Source organism: Salinimicrobium oceani (assembly GCF_012037645.1).
Window position 1 is genome coordinate 117819 of sequence record NZ_JAAVJR010000002.1, and the last position, 25784, is coordinate 143602.

Genomic DNA, 25784 nt, shown 5'->3' on the forward strand with positions numbered 1-25784 from the left:
TATTAAGAAAAGATTAAATTTAGTTCCCAAAGGATTATTAATTTTTCTTATCTAAAAATTTGTTTTATTGATTCTTTTCTCTAGGTTTGTGTAATCGATTACATTGCAGAATTGATAATGAATCTTTAGTTAAATTCTGAGCTTGAAAAAATTCTGTCATTTTTTGAGCCGCAATTGATAAGTTCATTATCTAACCCTACTTTTTAGTTTTTCTTTTTCTCTAAATCTGCAGCAAAAAAGGAAATTAATCGCTTTACTGCGAAAACGTTTGAGTGAAATAGCGGGAGGTAAAAACCTGCAAAATGATTAAAACTAAACCAAATTATCTTGTACTATGAATTTTAAACTAAATGAGCTGTCTTCGCGGGTATCTCTATTCTTACTTGGTTTTTTTCTTCTGCTGGGAGCAGAAGCAATTGCCCAGGAGGGTATCACTGTTAGCGGTACAGTTGTAGACGCGCAAACCCAGGAGCCTCTTCCGGGGGTGAACATTGTTGAAAAGGGTACTTCTAATGGTACGATGACAAACTTTGACGGTGAATACTCTATAGAGGTCTCAGGACCTAATGCTGTTCTGGTATACAGCTTCATGGGTTTTCGGGCTCAGGAAGTGAATGTGAATGGAAGAAACAGCATTAGAGTTGGATTAGAATTAGATCAAAACGCTCTTGATGAGGTTGTAGTTGTAGGATATGGTACAGCCAGAAGGTCTGACCTTACCGGTTCGGTAGTTTCTATCTCGGGTGATAAGCTGGATGAACAAGCCAGGGCCAGTGTTGCCGAAACTCTTACGGGAAGACTTCCCGGGGTGCAGGTATTGTCTACTGAAGGTTCGCCAGATGCCGAAATTAATATTAGAATTAGGGGGAATGGTTCTTTAACTCAGGACAGTTCTCCTTTAATTATTGTTGATGGTTTTCCCGTAGCAAGTATGGGTGATATCAGCCCTACAGATATTGCCAGTATTTCGGTTCTGAAAGATGCATCTTCTACTGCGATTTATGGGTCCAGAGGAGCTAACGGGGTAATCATCATCACCACCAAAGATGGTATTAGCGGAAAAATAAGTGTGAGCGTGAATGCCTTTCACGGTTTTCAAAAGATCGCCAATACCCTGGACGTGCTAAGTCCCGAAGACTTTGTTAAGTGGCAATATGAATATGCCTTGTTAGACGATCCTGAAAACATAGATTCTTTCGAAAATTACTTCGGACTATGGCAGGACTACGACCTGTATGAGGGTCAGGAAGGAAATAACTGGCAAAAGCAGATCTACGGAAATATGGGCGAGGTACAAAGTCATGATATCTCCATTAGAGGAGGATCTGAAAAGGCCAGCTACAACTTTAACTATGCACATTATGATGTAAGCACGATCATGATCGGATCTGCTTACCAAAGGGATAACCTGTCATTAGCTCTTAAGAGTCAGGCAGGAGATAAGGTTGATCTTTCCTTCACTGTAAGATATTCAGATACTGAGATCGATGGAGGAGGAACAAATGAGCAGAATGAAATTTCATCTGCAGATTCCAGGTTAAAGTATAGCGTGCAATATTCGCCAATTCCAATTTCTGGTCTTACTACTACCAATACAGATGAGGCTCTAGCAGGATATTTGGTTAATCCTTTTATTGCAACTTCCGATAACCAAAGGCAGCAACTAAGGAAAAATTACAATATGCTGGGAAGCTTTGGATGGGAAATTCTGGATAACCTGAGATTCCAATCCGACTTCGGTCTTGATTACCGAATTGAGCAGGATTATCGTTACTACGGAAGGTCAACATATTATTCAAGAAACAGACCATCTGCCGATAACCAGGGCTTACCTTCTTTGGTATATGAGGATCGCAAGAGAGAGAGCTTTAGAAATGCCAACACGCTTAATTACGATTTTCAGGAATTCCTTGGAGAAGATCACAACCTGAAGTTACTTCTTGGACAGGAGATGATCTTTACCAGTGACAATGAAGAAACTGCAGAAATACAGGGATTCCCTAAAGATTTTGATTTCGAGACTACTCGAAAGTTAACAACTCAGGGGACGCCCCAATCTGTTGATAATTTCTACAGACCTGACGATAAACTTTTATCTTTCTTTGGTCGTATCAATTATGACTTCAGAAATAAATATTTACTTACCGCCACTTTCAGAGCCGATGGTTCCAGTAAATTTCTTGGAGACAATCGCTGGGGGTACTTCCCTTCTGCAGCAGTTGCCTGGAAGATCAATGAAGAAGATTTTCTTCAGGATGTGGACTGGCTGAATGCATTAAAGTTGAGACTGAGTTATGGAGAAGCAGGGAATAACAATATTCCTGCAGGGCAAACAGTGCAGAGTTTCCAATCTAATACTACTACTTACCTTAATGGAATACCTACCTACTGGTCTGCATCAAGAGTTCTTGCAAATCCAGATCTTAAGTGGGAGACCACAGTTACGCAAAACGCCGGTCTGGATTTCGAGGTAATGAATGGATTATTAAGAGGTAGTGTTGAAGCATATAAGAATGTTACAACAGATCTGCTTCTTGCCTTTAGAACGCCTGGATCTGGATATGAGTTCCAGTATCGTAACCTGGGAGAGATCCAAAATACGGGTATTGAAGGATCGATCAACCTAAATCCAATCATGGAAGAGGATTATGGGCTTAGTTTCGCCTTGAACATGTCGGCAAACAGAAACAAGATCAACTCCTTAGGTTCCTTAGAGAATTATCAGGATTATTCCGGCTGGGCATCTTCAGAAATTGGAAGTGACTATGCTGTATGGGTTGGACAACCTGTAGGGGCCATGTATGGTTATAGAAATGACGGTCGCTACGAAGTTTCAGACTTTGATTTCGATCCGGTGACAAGTACTTATACCCTTAAAGAAGGAGTAGTGGATAACAGCAATGTTATTGGTACAGTTATGCCAGGATCTCTTAAATTAAAGGATATTAATGGAGATGGAGTGGTTGACATAAGTGACAACTCTATTATAGGAGATGCTAACCCAGATTTTACGGGAGGTTTCGTGATTGACGCTAACGCTTACGGTTTTGATTTCTCTGCTGCTTTTAACTTCAGCGTAGGGAATGATGTTTACAACGCCAACAAGGTTCAATTCACAACAGCTAATGAAAACGGGCAGTATCGAAACCTGAGCACTGCTATGGCAGATGGAAACAGGTGGACAAACCTTAATCCGCAAACAGGTCAACTTATTACCGATCCTCAGGCCCTAGCAGCTGCAAATGCTAATACTACAATGTGGTCTCCTTACATGCGTAATTATGTATTCAGCGATTGGGCTGTAGAAGATGGATCTTTCCTTAGATTAAATACGCTTACTTTAGGTTACACTTTGCCAAATTCCTTAGTTTCCAGAGCTAATCTTACGAAACTAAGACTTTACACTACGGCAAGTAATGTGTTTATCCTTACCGATTATTCTGGTCTTGACCCCGAAGTATCAACCAGAAGAAAAACTCCTCTTACACCGGGAGTTGATTATTCACCGTTTCCAAGAAGCAGACAAGTGGTATTTGGGGTAAACCTTAATTTTTAAAAATTTAGATGAAAATGAAAAACTTAGTAAAAATCTGTTCGGTACTTCTCCTTACATGCACAATGGTATCCTGTGAGGAAGAATTTATAGATGGAGATTTTTTGGATGCTCCGGCAAAATCCACTCTTGATGAATCTACGATCTTTTCTACCGTAGATTTAGCAAAGGGAGCTGTAGATGGTATTTTGGAGCCAATGGGGCAGACGAATTCCTATCGTGGTCGTTTTATTCCGTATTACGGGTTTAATACAGATGTGGAATATAATTATAGTGCAGGGGATGAAGGCACAGATGCAGACCTAGTATATTACGATGCGAAGCCAAGTAACTCCCGAATGAATACAGACAATAACGCCTGGGCAATGATGTACCAGGGAATTGAACGTGCCAATATCGTGATTCGCGGGTTGAGAAATTACGGGAACCCAGAACCAGGTACTGAGTTCGGACAGCTCCTGGGAGCTGCACTTACCTACAGAGCGGTATATTATGCCGATCTTATGAAGGCCTGGGGTGATGTACCTGCGCGTTTTGAGCCAATAACTTCTGAGACACTTTACTTACCTAAAACCAGTCGTGATACCATTTATAAAAAGCTTATTGCCGACTTGGGAGAAGCTTCTACTTTGGTAGCATGGCCCAATGAATCGGCTGCTACCACATCGGTAGAGCGCATCAACAAAGCTTTTGTTAAAGGTTTCAGAGCCAGGCTGGCATTAGTGGCTGCCGGGTATCAGCAATATCCTGACGGGATTAGAAGAAGCAACGACCCCGATCTTTCAGTTGAAAAAATGTACAGACTGGCACTTGATGAAGCCAGGTCTGTCATTACAAGTGGAAGAGCGCATCTTGAACCTTCTTTTGAAGGCTTCTGGAGAAAATATAACAGTGAGAACACAAATGCAGGTGGAGAATCCCTCTGGGAAATCCCATTTGCTGATGGCCGTGGGAGGGTATTATTTTCCTTCGCAGTACGTCACCGCAGCGTAGACCAGTTTACAGGGCAGCCAAGGGGTGGTACTGCAGGTCCTTCTCCAACAGTTTATTATGACTTTGATGAAGATGATACAAGGAGAGATGTTACCGCTGTTCCTTACCAATGGGGAGCTGCTGTAGACGGAATTGCACAGCAGGAACTAACTGGAATTGACATGTGGTACTTCGGAAAGTACAGATATGAATGGATGGATCGTTATGTGACTTCAACCAATGATGATGGGGTGAACCTTATTTACATGAGATATGCTGAAGTTCTTTTAACAGCTGCTGAAGCCGCGAATGAATTAGAAGGCCCTGGAGCAGCAGCCCCATACCTTAAGGAAATTCGTCGCAGAGCTTTCCCGTCTGAACTTCATGCAGAAAAAGTAGATGCTTATGTAGATGCACTCAATTCTAAGGAAGAAATGTTCAAAGCCATTGTTGAGGAATATAAGTATGAATATACAGGGGAAATGGATAGAAAAATGGACCTTATTCGTTGGAACCTGCTTGGTGAAAAATTAGACGAAGAAAGACAGGAGCTGGAAAACCTTGAAAACAGGACCGGTGATTATGCCAATGTACCAACCACACTTTATTACAAGTATGAGGACGATGGATATACTCTTGATATCTATGGGTTGAACAGAGGGGAAACTGGAAATCCAGGACCAGAGTACTCTGCACATCCATGGGACCAGCCACTTGAAGAAATTCAGAATACCCTTTACAAACCGGGTGTAGACCCAGATGCAAAACAATTCTGGCCAATATGGCAGGTTTTCATAGACGCAAGTAATGGTCAGTTAGTAAACGATTACGGATACTAGAACCTAATAAAACAGAACAATTTATAAGTTATGAGAGTAAGAGATATCTTTAAAAGTTTACTAATAGCTCTTCTGGTTGCAGTCACTGTTACGGCCTGCGACTATGATAAAGAGCTTATCGAAGATCTTCCGGTAGAGCGAGAGTTTGCACCGGTGAACTTAAGAGCATTCGTTAGAAACCAGGTAAATGTTGAATTGAACTGGACACCTAATGAAAATGCTACCAGTTACATCGTGGAGTTTGCCGATGGACCCACTTTCGACAACATAGTTCACACCCTGGAAGTAAGTCAGGATGAGCTGCCGGTACTTGTGCCTCTTGAAAGTGAGACTTTTTATTCCATCAGGGTGAAAGCCATAAGTGACAGAGGACTTGACGACTCGTCGTGGGCCACTACTACAGCACAAACCCTTACCGAGCAGATCTATATCGACGGAATAGATGGCGATATCAAAGCCAAGGAGGCAACAGTAAGATGGGTTCCGAACAGTGAGGTGACCGAAATCTCCCTTACTCCGGGTGATATTACTCACACGATCACGGCCGAAGAAAAAGCCAGTGGAATTGCTACTATTACCGGTCTAACATCAGAAACTGAATACACTGCATTGCTTCTGAATGGGACTCGTATAAGAGGTGTAAAAACCTTTACTACAGGAATTGACATTGGAGATGGAAAACTGATCACTCCCGAAGATGATCTTCTGCAGGCCATCGCAGATGCTGAATCTGGTGATATTCTTGTACTCGAGCCAGGAGATTACACTGCACAGACCAGCACTATTACTTTAGATAAATCGCTAACCATACGAGGCCTAAGAAGTTATGATAAGCCTAAGCTCCAGTTGAATTTTGAACTTGTTGCCGGGGCCGAAGATGTTGCCTTAATTGATCTTGACCTTATGGGAATGGGCGAAGGCTCCTCAGAACTTCAGGATGTAGTGAGGTTTACAGGCGCTGGAAATTTCAATTCCCTGTTAATTAGCGGTAGTAATATCCACGATTATTCTCGTTCCTTCATCGCAGGTAACGAGACCGATGCGATCTTGCAAACCTTAACTGTTGAGAACAGTATCATTCATGACATCTTTACTTCGGGAGGGGATTTCATAGATTTCCGTAATTCTGATGTGCTCAACCTTAATCTGATAAATAATACTTTCTACAATGTTGCTCCAGGTAGAGATTTCATAAGAATGGATGCCAGCGGTACTTCTAATAATACCGGAGTAACGGCTAATATTCTGGTTGACAGCAATACGCTCTATGGCGTGGCAAACAGCGACAGTAGAAGATTATTTTATGTACGTTTTGTATCTAACGACATTACGGTAAGAAATACCTTAATAGTAAATACAGAATCTGAAGGTTATGCAGACAGAGAAGGTGTTGATGAATCTCCAACGTTCAGTAATAATAATTACTTCAACGCACCAGGATTCTATGATGCCAACCAGTACATTTTCGACAACAGTAGTTACACGACCTTAGATCCAGGTTTTGTGGATCCATCAACTGGAGATTTCACAGTTACCAATCAAACAATAATTGATAATAAGGTGGGAGACCCTCGCTGGAGATAGAAATGTTAGGAACTATATAAATAAAAAAAGGGTATGCATCGCAAAGAAGCACACCCTTTTTTTATTCACTTAAAGCAGGTGTAACCTCTCAAAAATGTCATTTTCAACTGTCAATTTGAATCTGATGCTTATTAAAAAAGGCAGCAAATAATTTCTTGAATAAAGAAGCACAATATTATCCTCCAACCGGGATATGGTACCAATTAAAATATAAATCTTTTATGGAATGATGAAACGACTACACTTTTTAAGCCTCTTCCTCTTTTGGGGAATCTTCACGGGGTATTCGCAATCTAATCTACCCGATGTCTGGGACTTTGGCGCAACACAGCTCGAGGAATCCCAGTTCAATAACCAGTTATCTGAAGATATTATCAACTCCTGGTATGATGCATCTATCACTCCGGGTACTGCCGGTATTAATTTGCCAAACTTCACTGCTGGTGACCTTAGCTTTACCGGAGGTGGAAGTGACCGCCTGCGCACAAGCAATACCAATTTGACCCGGTATGATGAGAATATTGATGAACATGAAGATTTTAAAGGAAGGGTCTACATCAATTCTTCGGGAGCTACGGGAAGATATTTTAGTCTTGTTCTGGATACCTATGATGAGGTAACAATTTTTGCACTAACGCAAAATGGTACCGGAAACATTCACTTCCAGAATGCTGCAGATCCCGAACTACAGGACGACATAGTTGCCGTAGGGGAAGAGATCACTGAGTTAAGTTTTACAGCAAAGACTGCAGGTACCTATCGCATCTATGACGATACAGATAAACCGAGTTATTTCAGGATCGTTAGACAAAGCGCGACTTTTGCTACCGTAAGCGGTACGGTGGATGTTGCTGCAGCATCAGATATCCCTTCGGAATATTCTTTTGTTTTCACTAACGAGAACGGAGATTCCTGGACTACTTCTGCTTCTGAAGGAACATATACTATAGACCTGCCAGCAGGGTACACCTATGATATCACCCTTGAAGGAGCTGAAGGTTATTCTATCGCCGGCAGTACCAACTTAGAGGTTACAGAAAATACCTCCTTAAATCTTGCAGTTCAAAAAGACGGCGCTACAGGAAATGGATTACCCGATGTATGGGATTTTGGCGCTACGCAACTGGATGACACACAATTCAATAACCAGTTATCTGAAGATATTATCAACTCCTGGTATGATGCATCAATCGCTCCAGGTACTTCAGGCATCAATCTACCAGACTTTACTGCGGGAGATCTGAGTTTTACCGGAGGTGGAAGCGACCGCCTGCGAACCAGCAACACGAACCTCACCCGCTATGATGAAAACATTGATGAGCATGAGGATTTTAAGGGTAGGGTCTATATCAATTCCTCGGGAGCGACGGGAAGATATTTCAGTCTCACCCTTGACGCCTATGATGAGGTAACCGTTTTTGCTCTTACCCAAAATGGTACAGGAAATATCCATTTTGTAAACGCTGCAAATCCAGAACTTCAGGATGACGTAGTTGCCGTAGGGGAAGAAATTACGGAATTAACTTTTACTGCAAAATCTGCAGGTACATATCATATTTATGATGATACAGATAAACCGAGCTACTTCAGGATAGTTAGACAAAGCGCAACCTTTGCTACCGTAAGTGGTAATGTGGATGTTGCTGCAGCATCAGACATTCCTTCCGGTTATAGTATAGTTTTCACCAATGAGAACGGAGACTCCTGGAGTACTTCTGCTTCTGAAGGAACCTACACTATTGAGTTGCCTGCAGGATACACTTATGATATTGCTCTTGAAGGAGCCGACGGTTACTCAATAACAGGTAGCGATAACCTGGAGGTGACAGAAAATACTGCTTTAAATCTTTTAGTTCAAAAAGATGGAGCCACAGGGAATGGACTGCCCGATGTATGGGATTTTGGCGCAACCCAGCTTGATCAAGCCCAGTTCAACAATCAGCTAACAGTAGAGGTGATCAACTCCTGGTATGATGCGGCTATCGCTCCGGGAACTTCAGGCATTAACCTGCCCGATTTTACTGCTGGTGATCTTAGCTTTACCGGAGGTGGAAGTGACCGCCTGCGAACCAGCAATACCAGCCTCACCCGCTATGATGAGAACATTGATGAATATGAAGATTTTAAAGGAAGGGTTTATATCAATTCTTCCGGAGCTACAGGAAGATACTTCAGCCTTCAGCTAAATGAGGACGATGAGGTGACTCTTTGGACACTTTCACAAAATGGCAATGGAAACATACATTTTGAGAATGTCACCGATCCAGATCTGCAAAATGATGTAGTAGCTGTGGGCGAAGAGCTTTCAGAAGTGAAATTCATGGCAAAAGCCACCGGGACCTATCACATCTATGATGATACAGATAAGCCAAGTTATTTCAGGATTGTGCGCAAAAGTGCCACCTATACTACAGTAACTGGGGACGTGAACGTTGCAGAAGCTGAAGGTTTACCTTCAGATTATAAGATTGTCTTCACTAACGAACTTGGAAAGACCTGGAAACTTGCTTTAGCCGATGGAGGATCCTATAGTGTAGTTCTTCCTGTTGGATATCAATATGAAGTTTCTTTGGAAGGAGCTGAAGGTTATTCCATTGGCAGTAACGAAAGCCTGGAAGTATCAGAAGACACTTCTGCATTTAACATCAGTATAGTTAAAGATCTGGTTTATGTAGAAGGACTTCCAGATGTCTGGGATTTTGGAGCAACCTTACTGGATGAGTCTCAGTACAACAATATGTTGAATGAAGCCAGAATCAACTCCTGGTATGATGAATCTATAACTCCGGGAAGTGCAGGCAATACTCTGCCAGATTTCACTGCCGGCGATCTTAACTTTACGGGCGGCGGGAGTGATCGTCTGCGAACCAGTAATACTAACCTTACTCGCTATGATGAAAATATAGACGATTACGAGGACTATAAAGGAAGGGTTTATATCAATTCCAGAGGGGCGACAAATAGATTTATGAGTCTGGAGCTACAGGAAGATGATAAAGTGACCCTTTGGGTGCTTGGCCAGGATGGAAATGGAGAACTTCATTTCGAAAATGTTGCAAATCCAGAATTACAAAATGACGTGGTAAGTGTTGGAGGTGAACTTCAGGAAGTGAATTTCGTTGCAAGGGCAACAGGAACATACCACATCTATGACACGGCTGATAAACCTAGTTATTTCAGGATCATAAGAAAATCTGCAACTTACGGGGCTTTATCCGGAAACGTAGATCTTACAGATGCTCCAGGGATTCCTGATGATTATTCCCTGGTATTCTCCATTGAGGAAGGAAAAACCTGGAATGTTGTACCTACAGATGGTGCATACCAGGCCGAACTTCCTATGGACTTCGAATACCATATTTCTCTTGCAGGAGCTGACGGATATGTCATCTCAAATGGTGCATCCTTAAATTTCAACGGAGACACTGCAACTCATGACATCACTGTTGAGAAGGTAGAGATCTATACGGTAACAGGATCAGTTCTTGGTCTGGGTGAAAAAATAAGCGACTTGAGCTTGACCTTCACTCCGGCTCCAGGTACCGATGCGTTATACGTGCCACAACCTGTAATTGATACAGACGCGGGTACATATACTGTAAAGCTTGAACCAGGTGTTCAGTACAGTATTGAGAGTGAAGGCGTGGAAGGATATTTTATTCCTGACAATACTCTCGAGATCACAGAAGAAACTACCGCAGATATCATTTTTGAAGCAGAACCGCTTGGACCCTATGGAGATATTGATGAAGACGGAGTTTTAAATGGCGAGGATAATTGTATGTCCACTCCAAATCCAGATCAGGCAGATGTGAATGAGAACGGCGTGGGAGATGTATGTGAGGATGATGATGAAGATGGGATCATCAATTATGAAGATAATTGTCCCGACACTCCCGAAGGTGCAGTGGTAGATGTATTTGGTTGTGAAGTGTTCAGCCTGGCGGCAGATAACTTTAGCCTTTCTGTTCAGGAAGTAAGTTGTAATGGTACCGGCGACGGTGCAATCAACATCAGCGCTGCAAATTTAGATTACACTTACAACGTTTCGGTTGTGGGAGCAGCAGCAGGTTCAGCCGTTCTTTCGGCTTCCAATGATTTCTCAGCAAGTCTTGAAGGTCTTCCGGCAGGAAGCTACAGGGTATGTGTTACTGTTGAAGGTAACGATAGCTATGAACAGTGTTTTAGCGTTACTATTGAGGGACCAACTCCATTGGCTGCTTATTCAACTGTGAATTATGCCAACAACACCATGAGCCTGTCTTTGGATGGAGCTAGTCAATACACCATTGAGCTTAACGGAAAAGTCATTACCACGTCAAATTCTAAAGTGGTGCTTGAACTTAAAACCGGTATGAACAGGTTTAGCGTAACAACAGATTCTGAATGTCAGGGTTCTTACCAGGATGAAGTTTTCCTTTCTGAAGAAGTAGTTCTTTATCCAAACCCTACAATGGGTGATCTTAGAGCCTATATCAACGGGATAGATGGTGAAATAAACGTTTCTATAATGGACACCCGCGGACAGAAATACATGTCTAAGAAAATGGATATCCCTTCAAACAGAATAATTGAGCTGAACCTTACAGAATATAGAGAGGGAGTTTACTTCCTGCTTTTAAAATCTGCTTCGGTGAATAAAACTCTAAAAGTGATCAAATCATGAAAAATTTAAAAAGTATATATAACATCAAAATCCAGCGGCTCCTTATCCTATTCTTAGGAGCGCTGGCCATATCCTGCTCCAGTGATGACGATGCTCAGGTAGTCACCAGTGCAGTACCGGGAGTTGCCAGCCTTGTACTTCCACAGGACAATACCGAATGTGAAATTGGCGATGTAGTGGCAAACATGGCAGAGGTAGCTTTTGAATGGAACGAGGCTGTCGATACAGAGCGATATGACCTCATCATTACAAATGCAGTCACACAGGAAGTAACACAGAGATTAAATCTTGCTACCACTTCCCTTATTGTAAGACTTGAAAGAGGTAATCCTTACACCTGGAAAGTGATCTCAAAAAATAGTGGAGAAGAAACTACAGCTTCAGAATCTTATAAATTCTATGTTGCTGGGGAACCAGGATCTAATAATGTACCATTCCCTGCCAGCCTGGTAGCACCTGCCTCTGGAACTACGGTTTCTCCGGTTGACGGGAAGATCACCATGGAGTGGGAAGCAGCTTCAACAGATACCGATGGAGATGCCCTTACCTATACCTTATTTCTTGACACTGTAGATGGAGACCAGGAACCGCCTGAAGAAAGAAAAGGTCTTACCGTGACTTCCATGGACGTAGAAGTTGCTCCAAACAGCACTTACTTCTGGCACGTTGAAACCACCGATGGGAAGAACACTGCAATTAGCAATACCTATACCTTTAAAACAGGTGATAATACCTCCTCTGTTCAGGGGCAGGTGGTTAGTACTTCCCAGGAGATCTTAGATGCCATCGCAGCTGCCAGTCCCGGCGACAACATCTACATTCGTGGGGGAGAATATGTTTTTGATACGACCATAAAGATCAATACCAGTGGTAGTGAAGGAAATATGATCTCCTTATTAGCACATCCTCTGGATGAGACGCGACCAAAATTTGACTTCTCGTCAATGACCGAAAATTCTTCCAACAGAGGAATAGAACTTGGCGGCAGCTTCTGGCACATCAAAGGAATAGATGTTTTTAAAGCCGGCGATAACGGAATGCTCATCACAGGTCATAACAACCTTATCGAGTTCTCGACTTTTTCTGAATGTTCCGATACCGGACTTCAGCTTGGAAGCGGGGCGTCCAACAATACAATCCTGAATTCTGATTCCTTCTTCAATGCCGATTCAACTCTTGAAAATGCCGATGGCTTTGCAAGTAAATTGGATGTGGGAACCGGTAACAAGTTCGTTGGTTGCCGTGCCTGGCAAAACCTCGATGATGGCTGGGATGGTTATCTAAGAAATGCCGATAATGTCACTACTATTCATGAGAACTGCTGGTCCATCCAAAACGGATATTTAAAAGACGGCACTGTAAGTGGAGGAGATGGAAACGGGTTCAAAACTGGTGGAAGTGATAATAAGGATCTTAAACACAATGCGATCTACATAAGATCTATTGCCGTAGGAAACAGGTTTGATGGTTTTGATCACAATAGCAACAGGGGAGAGGTCACCCTCTATAACTGTTCTGCATATGACAACGGCACCAATTATGGCTTTGGCAGCACTAATCCGCTTGACAAACTAACCATTAAGAACAGCAACGTTCTCGGTGCTGTAGGAAGTATCAATGCAACTACTTTGGATGTGACCAATAACAGCTGGATGGAAGGAATTGAATCTTCTGTAGCTGATTTTGTGAGTATTGATTATTCTGCACTTACAGGTCCCAGAAAAGCAGATGGTAGCCTTCCCGATGTAGACTTTTTTCACCTGGAAGCAGATAGTGATATGATCGACGCGGGAGTAGATGTTGGTCTGCCATTTAACGGCGCAGCACCAGATCTTGGAGCATTTGAATTTTAAGCTTTAATACCTGCCGGAAAGTCATTGGCTTCCCGGTAGATTGTTTGACAGCCAATACCTGATAGGCACTTTACACTCCTTAATAATAAGAGTTATTGTGCCTATCAGATTTATTTGTGAGAAAGAAAAAACGGCGGCAAAGACCTCATTGAGGTTTCTTGAACAGCAGCCAAAAATTGAAAGAGGTCAGGCCCATAACTTGAAATAGAAGGGGACAAAGTGACTTCGGCAGAATGAAAAGGAAAACACCCTATGCACAAAACTTTATTAAAAAATTTAAGTCTTCTTCTTTTAACTATTCTTGCTACTGCTGCCACAGCACAGTCGCAACAACTGGCTTTTCCTTCAGCCGAAGGATTTGGCCGGTATGCCACAGGTGGCAGGGGAGGCATTGTCTATACGGTAACTAATCTCAACGATACAGGAGAAGGCAGCCTTAGAAAAGGCATTTTAAAGGATGGTCCCCGCACTATTGTCTTTGCAGTTTCGGGTACCATTGAACTTGAAAGGCCCCTGGATATCAACAAAGGAGATCTTACCATTGCAGGTCAAACTGCTCCAGGGCAAGGGATCACTATCAAGGGCTATCCTGTAGCTGTAAAGGATGATAATGTGATCATTCGTTACATGCGCTTCAGGATGGGAGACATCAAAGGAACGGCCGATGATTCCTTTAAAGGAAGGGATGTCAAAAATGTCATTTTAGACCACTGTTCTATCAGCTGGGCTACAGATGAAAATGCCTCTTTTTACCAGAACAAGGATTTCACCATGCAGTGGTGTATCATTTCTGAAGCTTTAAACAGCTCGGTACATTCCAAGGGAGATCACGGTTACGGCGGAATATGGGGTGGTGAAAATGTAAGTTTTCATCACAATTTAATTGCAAATAACTACAGCAGGAATCCACGCTTCAGCGGTTCCAAGACTACTGAAAATCTGGAAGGCGAATTTGTTGATTTCAGAAATAATGTGATCTACAATTGGGCAGATAACAGTATTTACGGGGGTGAGAACGGCCGCTATAATATTGTTAACAACTACTTCAAACCCGGTCCTGCGACAGAAGATAAGGAAAGGATAGTCGAACCTTATGATCCCTTCGGAAAATTCTACGTGCACGGAAATTATGTGGAAGGTTCAAAAGAGGTTTCAGAAAATAACTGGAACGGCGGCGTGCAGGGTGATGATCCTGAAGCTGCTCGGGTAAATGAGCCTTTCAGCTTCGATAAAAATGTAGAAACTCATGATGCCAGAAAAGCCTTTGACCTGGTGTTGAAAAATGCCGGTGACAGCCGTAATCGTGATGCAGTAGATATCAGGATCATTAACGAAACCAGGAGCGGAAAAGCCACCTATGGCAACGGGATCATTGATTCCCAGGAACAGGTGGGTGGTTGGCCAAAATTGAAAGCTGGCACTGCACCAAAAGATTCCGATGAAGACGGCATGCCCGATGCATGGGAAAAAGCAAAAGGTCTGAATCCTGCTAAAAATGATGCTTCGGGACATACATTAGACAAAGCTTATACTAATCTTGAGGTTTACTTGAACGAATTGGTTGATGGAAAGTCTGGCATTGCTGCTAAAAATTCATCTTCTTACGATTTTATTGTGGCGGCCGATGGTACAGCCGACTTCATGACCGTTCAGGAAGCGATCAATGCCGTTCCCGATTTCCGGAAAAACCGGACAAGGATCTTTATCAAGTCGGGAACATATAAGGAAAAACTGGTATTACCGGCTTCTAAGACAAATGTCACCTTCATTGGCGAGGACCTGGAAAAGACTATACTCACCTACGACGATTTTGCTCAAAAACTGAATGAATTCGGGGAAGAGATAGGGACAACAGGCTCTACTTCCTTCTATGTTTTTGGAGATGGTTTTCACGCAAGCAATATCACTTTTGAAAATAGTGCTGGTCCCATTGGGCAGGCAGTGGCCGTAAGAATTGATGGCGATAAGGTCATTTTTGACACCTGTAGATTTCTTGGCTTTCAGGATACCTTGTACCCTCATGGCAAGAACAGCAGGCAATATTACCGCAACTGCTATATAGAAGGTACTACAGATTTTATTTTTGGATGGTCTACAGCAGTATTCGAAAATTGCGAGATCTATTCAAAAGAAGAAGGACATTACATCACAGCAGCTTCCACAGAAGAAGGTACCGACCACGGTTTTGTTTTTCTGAATTGCAATTTGACCGGGAATGCTCCGGCAGGATCAGTTTATCTGGGTCGGCCATGGAGACCTTTTGCCCAAACAGTTTTTATTAATACTAAAATGGGCGAACATATTAAAAAAGAAGGCTGGCATAACTGGAATAAACCCCATGCTGAACAGAGCGTTTTCTATGCGGAAAGCAACAACAGCGGTCCCGGCTATACCCCTTCAAAAAGGGTAAAATGGGCAAAAATTCTTAGTCCGGAAGAAGCAGAGAAATACACAGTAAAAAATATTCTGGCAGGATCGGATAGCTGGGATCCTTCCACAATCGAAATATTATAATTCAAATAGAAAATGAAGCAATTTATAAAACCTGGATTTTACCTTTTTTCAATTTTCACCCTTTTGACCGGGTGCAAAGGAGCTGAAGAAAATAAGCTTGCCACAGCAGGTACCGTAGAAGAGCAGCTTAAATATTCCACCTGGATGGCCGACTCAGAAATTAAGAGAAACCCAAAAGGCTGGACGCTGGACTTTAATGAGAAGCCAAAATGGGAATACACTCATGGTCTTATCATGACTTCCATGGAGAAGCTGCATGATAAAACGGGAGAGGAAAAATACCTGGATTATATCAAGAATTTTGCTGAGTTCATGATCAATGAAGAAGGCGTGATCAAAACCTATAAACAATCTGATTACAATATTGACAGGGTGCAGGGAGGCAGATTTCTGATAGGCCTGTATGAAGAAACCGGAGAGGAAAGATACCAAAAGGCAGTTGAAATCCTGAGAGATCAAATGCGGGAGCATCCAAGGACCTCTGAGGGTGGATTCTGGCACAAGAAGATCTATCCTTATCAAATGTGGCTTGATGGTTTGTACATGGGTTCACCATTTCTTGCCCGCTACGCCGCAACCTTTGATGAACCTGAACTTTTTGACGATGTAGCTAATCAATTCGCACTGGTCAATAAGTATCACTATAGCGAAGATTCAGGTCTTTTCCATCACGCCTGGGATGAAAGCCGGGAGCAGCGCTGGGCAGATCCTGAGACAGGTCTTTCTTCCAATTACTGGGGAAGAAGTATCGGCTGGTTCGCTATGGCCGTTGTAGATGTACTGGATTTCCTTCCGCAAGATCACCCCGAAAGACAAAACATTATCAATATTGCCCAGAAACTCGCAGCTGGTATAGTTAGATATCAGGATGAGGAAACGGGAGTGTGGTATCAGGTAGTGGATCAGGGCGAAAGAGAAGGCAACTATTTAGAGGCTTCCGCATCGAGTATGTTTGCATATTTCCTTCTGAAAGGAGTGGATGAGGGTTACCTCGATACAAAATACCGCGACGCAGGAATTAAAGCCTATGAAGGGATTTTAGAACAGTTCATTGAGGAAAACGAGGATGGCACTATCAGCCTTACAGATGTGAATGGAGTCGCTGGTTTGGGTGGAGATCCATATCGGGACGGTTCTTATGAATATTATATCAATGAGATCATTAGAGACAATGATCCAAAAGGAGTGGGACCTTTCATCCTGGCCTCCTTAGAATACGAAGAGTTGAACCAACAATAATTATTACATGAAACTTAATCAAGCTTTATTACTTGGCCTTTTAACTCTGGGAGTGGGCTGTAAGGAGAATAATGATGAAAAATCCCGCCTTATTCCTGAAAGCGATGAGGTAGCGCAGAAGACCTATGCTGAAATTTCTGTAAAGACCGGCGGACAGTGGGAAGGCCGGGAATACGTAGGGGGCACTTTTGAAAATGTTGAGGAGCTAACACTTCCAGCCGAGCATACAGATCATTCCTACTACATAAAGTATGAAGGCTCGGGCTGGGAAAACGCGCAGGTGGGATACAGGTTGTACCTCGACTGGAGAAATGCTATTGATGTCTTCGGAAAAAAGACAGACACCATGGTATTAGCTGCAGTGGGACAGGATGGATTTGACTCCTATCACGAAGCGGCTCCCTGGGGAATGGATATTTTAAAAGCCGGGAAATCCCTGGGGATTGGTAGCTACGGAAGGTTTATGAATGATACGGTAGCGCATTTCAGAAGTGTTGGTAATACTTACGCTCAGATTTCTAATGCTGAAGCTTCTTCCGAAGTGAAAATTGAATACACAGATTGGGTGACAGGAAATGATACAGTTGATCTGGTTTCCACTCTTACAATTTTTCCGGAAGGAAGATATACCAAAGCGACTCTTGATCTTTCTGAACCCCTTGCAGGTTTAACTACGGGGATTGTAAAAGCTGAAAATATCGAGCTGCTTCAGAAGCAAAGTGAAGGTGGAGAATGGGCCTATATCGCTACCTATGGCGCTCAGACCTTAGTAAATGAGGAGGACAAACTTGGAATGGCCTTATTCTATAAACCTGAAGAGGTGAAGGAAGTAAAGGAAGGGCCGCATGACCACCTGGTGATCTTCCACGAAACCGCCGACCCCGTGACCTATTATTTCCTTGCCGCCTGGGAGCAGGAGCCGGGAGGAATAACGACTAAAGATGCTTTTCTCGCTGAACTTGACGAACATCTGAATACATTACGAAACTCAGGAAAACTGGAATAAAGTGAAGCGCACAGAGATATTTATAGGGATAGCCGTTTTTTTCATTTTTGCAGGAGCAACTGCAATTGCCCAGGAAAAGGAAAACTTTATTTCTGAAGTCTGGGTGGCCGACCAGGGAGATGGTACCTATAAGAACCCTGTTCTTCATGCAGATTATTCAGATCCCGATGTTGTGCGGGTTGGTGATGATTTCTATATGACTTCATCGTCTTTCAATTCGGCACCGGCTTTGCCGATTTTACATTCCAAAGACCTTGTTAACTGGAAGCTTATTGGTCATGCATTAGACCGACAGGTGCCTGACGAACATTTCAGCACCCCCCAGCATGGAAATGGGGTTTGGGCACCTGCTTTCCGTTACCACGAGGGAGAATACTACATCTATTGGGGAGATCCCGATTTTGGGATCTATTTGGTAAAAACTGATGAACCCGCCGGCGAATGGGAAGAGCCTGTTCTTGTTGAAGCAGGAAAAGGACTTATTGATCCTGCGCCGCTTTGGGACGAAGATGGCAAGGCATATTTATCTCACGCCTTTGCAGGAAGTCGGGCAGGAATTAAAAGTGTTCTGGTGGTGAAGCCCATGAACTGGGAAGGAACAAAAACTACAGGATCAGGAAGAATTGTATTTGACGGACATGAAGATCACCCAACGGTAGAGGGAACTAAATTCTATAAAAAAGATGGCTATTATTACATTTTTGCCCCTGCAGGCGGCGTGTCCACAGGATGGCAGTTAATACTTCGATCCAAAGATCCCTATGGGCCTTACGAGGAGCATGTTTCTTTGGCGCAGGGAAATACAGATATTAATGGCCCGCATCAGGGTGCCTGGATCGAACTTGAAAATGGGGAAGATTGGTTCATACATTTTCAGGATAAGGAGGCGTACGGGCGAATTGTGCACCTGCAGCCTATGACCTGGAAGAACGGTTGGCCTACAATGGGAGAAGATAAGGATGGAGACGGCACTGGACAGCCGGTAATGTCTTTCCGTAAACCGAATGTTGGCAAGACTTATCCAATAGTGACGCCACAAGATTCAGATGAATTCAGCGGAAATGATATTGGGCACCAATGGCAGTGGCAGGCAAATCCTGAAACCACCTGGGCGTTCACAAATCCGGCAAAAGGGCAGCTGCGCCTGTACACTCAGTTACTTCCGGAAGGCGCTAAAAACCTCTGGGATGCTCCAAACCTGCTGTTACAGAAGTTTCCGGCAGAAGAATTTACCACTACTACAAAACTGACTTTTAATCCGAACAAAGATCTCGAAAATGAAAAAGCCGGACTCGTGGTGATGGGAAGATCTTATGCCTATGTGGCTTTGGAAAGCCGAAAAGATGGGATCTATTTGGTCTTTGCTAAATCTAAAAATGCCGATGAAGGCAATCCTGAAGAAAAGAAACAGCTGAAAAAGCTATCTGGAAAGGATGTGTATTTCAGAGTAGAAGTTGACAAAAATGCCGAATGCACCTTCAGCTATAGTGAAGACGGAAAAACCTTCACCGAAGTAAAAGAAGATTTTACAGCCAGAGAAGGAAAGTGGGTCGGCGCAAAAGTGGGAATCTTTGCCACCAAAGAGAAAAAGATCAACGATTCGGGTTATTCCGATTTCGATTGGTTCAGGTTTTCGAAAAAATAATCTGTTTAAAATAGCTTTTAAAAAAGCAGTAACATAAAAATACATCATGGCATTAAAGCCTTATTTTTTACTGGTCTTAATGATCCCTTTCCTGTTACTTCAGCAGGACGAGGTGGTAAAAATCTACTTGATTGGAGATTCCACCATGGCCGATTATAGTGACAACTATGATCCGGGTAAAGATTATATGAAAACCAGGTATCCCATTACAGGTTGGGGGCAGGTGTTTCAGGAAACATTAGATTCAGCGGGATTGAAGCCTTTGTCTCATCTCATTGGCTCAAATGCTGCCCTTGTAGATAACAGGGCGCGTGGGGGCCGCAGTACCCGGACATTTTTTGAGGAGGGAAGATGGGCGTCTGTTTACAAAGATCTTAAAAAAGGAGATCTGGTACTCATGCAGTTTGGGCACAATGACGCGGCCGAAAATAAACTTGAACGCTTTGTAAATATTCAGGGGTACAAGGAATATCTGCGGCTATATGTAACGCAGACCCGTCAAAAAGGTGCAATTCCTGTCATTCTCACTCCGGTGAATCGCAATTATCCCTGGGAAAACGGAGCCTTACAAAATGTTCACGGAGAATATTACACGGCAGCTGTAGAAGTGGCCAGGGAGCTGGATGTATATCTTGTTGATCTAACCCAGCGTTCGTTGAAGCACTTCACTGAAAAGGGAAAAGATAATGTAACGGCAAATTACTTCATGAACTTTGGCCCCGGAAAATATGAAGCTTATCCTGAAGGCAGCAGCGATAATACACACTTTCAACCTGAAGGAGCCAGAGCCGTAGCACGCCTGGTATATGAAGGTCTGGAGGAGCTAAATGAGAGTATGCAAAATAAGCAGTCTCAAAAATGACATTTTTGAAGCCTAATATTTTATGCCTTTACAGAGGATTTTAACGCTTAGGAAAACCTTTTCGCTGAAAAAATTCTATATTTGTGTAATCGATTGCACAAATGCAAAGGCAGCAGAAATACGGGATTGAAACATAGGCTTTTCAAGCTCGGATGAAAATAAAGTAGAACAGCAAAAATAATCGGAATGACAAATTCAGAATTACGTTACGCACATCACCCAAATGATGTCAAAAGATATACTACTCAGGAGTTAAGGGAGCATTTTCTTATCCCCGAACTTTTCAAAAATGATGAGATCAACCTTACCTATTCCATGTATGACCGATTTATTGTAGGTGGTGCTTTTCCGGTAGATAAAGATCTGCAGTTAGAAACCATAGATGATCTCAAAGCCGAAAATTTTCTTGATCGCAGGGAACTTGGGGTGATCAACGTAGGAGGTGCAGGTGTGGTAGAAGTTGACGGGCAGGATTATGAACTCAACCACAAGGAAGCGCTTTATGTAGGAAAAGGCACCAAAAATGTCATTTTCAAGAGGAAAGCTGGGGAACAGCCAATTTTTTATCTGAATTCTGCTCCTGCTCATAAAGAATTTCCGACGAAAAAAGTTGGAAAAGAAGATGCAGAAGTAGTTCACTTGGGTGATGAAAAATATGCTAATAAGCGCATTTTGAACAAGCTAATTGTGAACAGTATAGTAGAGACCTGTCAGTTACAAATGGGGATGACCGAACTTGTGGCAGGGAATGTATGGAACACGATGCCTCCACACACTCATGCCCGCCGCATGGAAGCCTATTTCTATTTTGATCTTGAAGAAGGACAAACCATCAGTCACTTTATGGGTCAGCCAGATGAGACTAGGCACATTTTCATGAAGAACCATCAGGCAGTCCTTTCTCCGGAATGGTCTATTCACGCGGGTGCCGGTACCTCCAACTACACTTTTATCTGGGGAATGGCAGGTGAGAATCTGGACTACGGCGATATGGACAAGGTAGATCCCGATAACCTGAAGTAATGATGGAGCTATTCGATCTAACAGGAAAAACGGCATTAGTTACAGGATGTAACCGCGGAATTGGCTTCGCAATGGCACAAGGCCTGGCAGAAGCCGGCGCAGATATTATAGGAGTTTCGACCAGTCTAAAGGCAGAAGGTTCAGATATAGAAAAAGCAGTGAAAGCTGCGGGAAGAAAATTCTCCGCCTATCAATGTGATTTTTCAGACAGAAAAAGCCTTTATGCTTTTATTGAAAAAGTAAAATCTGAAAACCCGACGATAGATATCCTGGTGAACAACGCCGGAACTATCATGAGGAAACCTGCCGCCGAACATCCGGACGATTATTGGGACAAAGTCATTGAAGTCAATCAAAATTCTCAGTTCATTTTAACCCGGGAGATCGGGAAAGAAATGATCAAAAGAGGAAGTGGGAAAATAATTTTTACAGCCTCCCTTCTCACTTTCCAGGGCGGGATCACCGTCCCCGGCTATGCTGCCTCTAAGGGCGCAGTTGGACAGCTCGTAAAGGCTTTTTCCAATGAATGGGCTTCAAAAGGAGTGCAGATCAACGCAATTGCACCAGGTTACATTGCTACAGATAATACTGCCGCTTTACGGGATGATGAGGAAAGGAGCACCTCGATCCTTAGTAGAATTCCGGCAGGACGATGGGGGCAACCAGAAGATTTTAAAGGCCCTGTTGTTTTCCTGGCTTCCAAAGCGAGTGACTACATGAATGGCTCTGTTGTATTAGTAGATGGTGGCTGGATGGGCCGCTAACTACGCGAATTTGAATAAAACATAAAGCATGAAATCCAACAAATTTATTACCGAAGATTTTTTACTGCACAATCAGCAGGCAAAGGATCTCTATAACAATTATGCTAAGGAGCAGCCTATAATAGACTACCATAATCATCTTTCCCCTAAAGAAATTGCAGAAGACCGGCAGTTCGACAATATTACACAGGTGTGGATCGCTGGCGATCACTACAAGTGGCGCGCCATGCGTACCATGGGAGTGGACGAAAAATATATTACCGGGGATGCTACAGATAAGGAGAAATTCATGGCCTGGGCAAAGACGGTACCGCACACCCTTCGGAATCCTCTTTTTCACTGGACGCACCTGGAGCTGCAAAGATACTTCGGAATTGATGAGCTCTTGAACGAAGCATCTGCCGAAAGGATCTACGATGCGGTGAATGAGAAGCTAAAACAACCGGAATATTCCTGCCGGGGGCTTCTGAAGAAAATGGGAGTGGAAACTCTTTGTACTACCGAAGATCCTGTAGATTCTCTGAAATATCATCAACAGCTGGCAAAAAGTGACTTCGAAATAAAGGTAAGTACAGCTTTTCGTCCCGATAAAGCAGTTTTAATTGATGCTCCCACATTCAATGCTTATATAGATCAATTAACAGATGTTGCAGAAACTCCAATTGAGACATATAAGGACCTTCAGGAGGTATTGAGAAAAAGGATCGAATTCTTTCATGAGAACGGCTGCAGGCTTTGTGACCACGGATTGAATTCCATCTCCTTCGAAGATTATTCTGAAGAAGAGATTGCAGCTATCTTCTCAAAAAAGAGAAATGGAGAAGAAATTTCTCCTCTGGAAGTAGAGAAGTTTAAAACTGCTATTCTCGTATTTCTGGGAGAGACTTACCAGGAATTTGGATGGGTTCAACAATTTCACCTGGGAGCGCTTAGAAACAACAATAAGCGCATGCTCGAAAAACTTGGGCCAGATACAGGTTGGGATTCCATAGGAGATTACACCCAGGCCGAAAAGATCTCTCAGTTCCTTAATCACCTGGACGGGAAAGATAAACTGGCCAAAACGATCTTGTATAATCTCAATCCCGCAGATAATGCTGTATTTGCCAGCATGATAGGTAATTTCAATGATGGAAGTATCAAAGGAAAAGTGCAATTTGGTTCCGGATGGTGGTTTTTAGATCAGAAGCAGGGAATTATAGATCAGCTTGACGCGCTTTCCAATATGGGGCTGGTAAGTGTGTTCATTGGAATGCTTACCGATTCCAGGAGTTTCCTTTCTTTTCCTCGTCACGAATATTTCAGAAGAGTGCTGTGTAATTTATTTGGAGAGGAAATGGCGAAGGGAGAGTTGCCAGATGATCTTGAAATGGTTGGAAAGACCATTGCAAACATTAGTTACAATAATGCTAAGGAATATTTTGACTTTTAAACCAGCTTCACCTTTTTAAAGGTTGCATGCTGAAATATGGATTTTAAATAAACAAGAACAATGAAAAAAGTAGTCACTTTTGGAGAAATAATGTTACGTCTGGCGCCGCAGGAGCATCTCAGGTTTTCACAGGCCAGTAGTTTTGATGTGGTTTATGGAGGCGGGGAATCTAATGTTGCCGTTTCCCTTGCCAATTATGGGGTGCCGGTTGATTTTGTAACCCGTTTACCGAAGAATGATATTGGAGAATGTGCATTAATGGAGATGCGCAAAAGAAATGTTGGTACAGATAAGATCATCTTTGGCGGAGATCGTCTGGGGATCTATTTCCTTGAAACCGGGGCAGTGAGTCGTGGGAGTAAAGTGGTTTATGACCGTGCTCATTCTGCCATGTCAGAGATTGAAAAGGGAATGGTAGACTGGGATGAGGTTTTTGAAGGGGCAGGTTGGTTTCACTGGACCGGGATCACCCCGGCTATTTCCCAGGGAGCAGCCGATGCCTGTCTTGAAGCTGTAAAGGCTGCAAGTGCAAAAGGAATTACTATCTCGACAGATCTTAACTACCGCGCCAAGCTCTGGAAATACGGAGTAGAGCCAGAAGCGATCATGACCGAACTTACATCCTATTGTGATATTATCCTTGGGAATGAAGAAGATGCCGAGAAGCACTTCGGAATTAAACCGGAAGGTCTTGACATTACTACCCAGGGAGAGCATGTAAAAGCTGAAGCTTTTCTTTCAGTTTGCCAGCAAATGATGGAGAAGTTTCCGAATGCGAAGAAGGTAATTACTACACTTAGAGGATCACTTTCCGCTTCCCATAATACATGGGCTGGAGTTCTTTATGATGGGGAAACCATGTTCAAGTCTCCTGAATATAACATTACACACATCGTGGACAGAGTAGGAGGAGGAGATTCCTTCATGGCAGGATTGATCTATGGCTTGCTTAAATACCCTGAAGATGACCAGAACGCGCTGAACTTTGCGGTAGCTGCATCAGCATTGAAACACACCATCAAAGGAGATGCGAATCTGGTGACCATAGATGAGGTGAAGAAATTAATGGGCGGTGACGCTTCAGGGCGTGTAGCCCGATAAAAAGATATAGCTATGGCTCAATATTCAAGAATAGAAGTAGCATCGGTAATGAAAGAACAAGGGATGGTGCCTTTGTTCTTTCATTCAGATGTAGAACTAGCAAAAAACATACTCAAAGCCTGTTATGACGGTGGCTCTCGTTTAATGGAGTTCACCAGTCGCGGGGATTTTGCTTTCGAGGTTTTTGGAGAACTCAACAAATATGCGATAAAGGAACTTCCGGGAATGATCCTGGGAGTAGGCTCTGTGACAGATGCTGCAGCTGCTTCCCTTTACATGCAGCTGGGAGCAAATTTCATTGTAACTCCAGTTTTAAGAGAAGACATTGCAGTGGTTTGTAACCGCCGGAAGGTACTTTGGTCTCCAGGCTGTGGTTCGCTGACAGAAATTGCCCGGGCCGAAGAGCTGGGCTGTGAAATTGTGAAGCTGTTTCCCGGAGGCACCTACGGTCCTAACTTCGTAAAAGGGATCAAAGGTCCGCAACCATGGACCAGCATCATGCCTACGGGAGGCGTTTCTCCTACAGAGGAAAACCTGAAAGGCTGGTTTGATGCGGGCGTGACCTGTGTGGGCATGGGCTCCAAACTTATCTCTAAAGAGGTGATCGCTAATAAAGATTTTTCCGGTCTTGAGAAGATAGTACGGGAGACTTTAGCGCTCATCAAAAGTTTAAGAAAATAAATAAAAGAGGCATCCTTCGGAATTCTTTTTCCTGAAGGATGCTTTTCTGG

15 protein-coding genes are annotated in these 25784 nt (G+C 43.1%); all 15 read left to right on the forward strand.

The annotated features are described in order from the left end of the window. Positions 1 to 334: 334 nt before the first annotated feature. The gene (locus tag HC175_RS04115; protein WP_168137250.1) at positions 335 to 3556 is read left to right on the forward strand and encodes a SusC/RagA family TonB-linked outer membrane protein; all 3222 of its coding nucleotides are present in this window, start codon (positions 335 to 337) and stop codon (positions 3554 to 3556) included. Between the two features lie 14 nt (positions 3557 to 3570). Continuing rightward, a complete protein-coding gene (locus HC175_RS04120; RefSeq protein WP_168137251.1) occupies positions 3571 to 5364 on the forward strand; it encodes a RagB/SusD family nutrient uptake outer membrane protein in 1794 nt (597 codons plus the stop codon). A gap of 30 nt (positions 5365 to 5394) precedes the next feature. Beyond that, positions 5395 to 6948: a DUF5123 domain-containing protein gene (locus tag HC175_RS04125; protein ID WP_168137252.1), complete on the forward strand. Its 1554-nt coding sequence runs from the start codon at positions 5395 to 5397 to the stop codon at positions 6946 to 6948. Between the two features lie 226 nt (positions 6949 to 7174). After that, positions 7175 to 11614 (forward strand): thrombospondin type 3 repeat-containing protein, encoded by a 4440-nt coding sequence (locus HC175_RS04130; RefSeq protein WP_168137253.1) that lies wholly within the window; start codon positions 7175 to 7177, stop codon positions 11612 to 11614. Next, on the forward strand, positions 11611 to 13467 hold the full coding sequence (locus tag HC175_RS04135; RefSeq protein WP_168137254.1) for a right-handed parallel beta-helix repeat-containing protein: 1857 nt from the start codon (positions 11611 to 11613) through the stop codon (positions 13465 to 13467). The genes HC175_RS04130 and HC175_RS04135 overlap by 4 nt, the downstream gene beginning before the upstream one ends. Before the next feature lie 252 nt (positions 13468 to 13719). After that, complete coding sequence (locus HC175_RS04140; RefSeq protein ID WP_168137255.1) at positions 13720 to 15981, forward strand: pectinesterase family protein; 2262 nt, start codon at positions 13720 to 13722, stop codon at positions 15979 to 15981. Between the two features lie 12 nt (positions 15982 to 15993). Then, the gene (locus tag HC175_RS04145) at positions 15994 to 17220 is read left to right on the forward strand and encodes a glycoside hydrolase family 88/105 protein (protein ID WP_209309924.1); all 1227 of its coding nucleotides are present in this window, start codon (positions 15994 to 15996) and stop codon (positions 17218 to 17220) included. Between the two features lie 7 nt (positions 17221 to 17227). Further along, positions 17228 to 18226, forward strand: coding sequence for a DUF4861 family protein (locus tag HC175_RS04150; protein WP_168137256.1), 999 nt, complete (start codon positions 17228 to 17230; stop codon positions 18224 to 18226). Position 18227: 1 nt separating this feature from the next. Next, complete coding sequence (locus HC175_RS04155) at positions 18228 to 19871, forward strand: glycoside hydrolase family 43 protein (RefSeq protein WP_317172081.1); 1644 nt, start codon at positions 18228 to 18230, stop codon at positions 19869 to 19871. Between the two features lie 46 nt (positions 19872 to 19917). Continuing rightward, on the forward strand, positions 19918 to 20733 hold the full coding sequence (locus tag HC175_RS04160; protein WP_168137257.1) for a rhamnogalacturonan acetylesterase: 816 nt from the start codon (positions 19918 to 19920) through the stop codon (positions 20731 to 20733). A 186-nt stretch (positions 20734 to 20919) separates the two neighbouring features. After that, complete coding sequence (gene kduI / locus HC175_RS04165; RefSeq protein ID WP_168137258.1) at positions 20920 to 21756, forward strand: 5-dehydro-4-deoxy-D-glucuronate isomerase; 837 nt, start codon at positions 20920 to 20922, stop codon at positions 21754 to 21756. Next, entirely contained in the window at positions 21756 to 22520 is a 765-nt protein-coding gene (locus HC175_RS04170; RefSeq protein WP_168137259.1) for an SDR family NAD(P)-dependent oxidoreductase, read from the forward strand. Before kduI ends, HC175_RS04170 begins: the two co-directional genes overlap by 1 nt. Positions 22521 to 22548: 28 nt before the next feature. Beyond that, positions 22549 to 23952, forward strand: coding sequence for a glucuronate isomerase (gene uxaC / locus HC175_RS04175; RefSeq protein WP_168137260.1), 1404 nt, complete (start codon positions 22549 to 22551; stop codon positions 23950 to 23952). 60 nt (positions 23953 to 24012) lie between these two features. Then, complete coding sequence (locus HC175_RS04180) at positions 24013 to 25053, forward strand: sugar kinase (RefSeq protein WP_168137261.1); 1041 nt, start codon at positions 24013 to 24015, stop codon at positions 25051 to 25053. Positions 25054 to 25065: 12 nt separating this feature from the next. Beyond that, complete coding sequence (locus tag HC175_RS04185) at positions 25066 to 25734, forward strand: bifunctional 4-hydroxy-2-oxoglutarate aldolase/2-dehydro-3-deoxy-phosphogluconate aldolase (RefSeq protein WP_168137262.1); 669 nt, start codon at positions 25066 to 25068, stop codon at positions 25732 to 25734. The last annotated feature ends 50 nt before the right edge of the window (positions 25735 to 25784 follow it).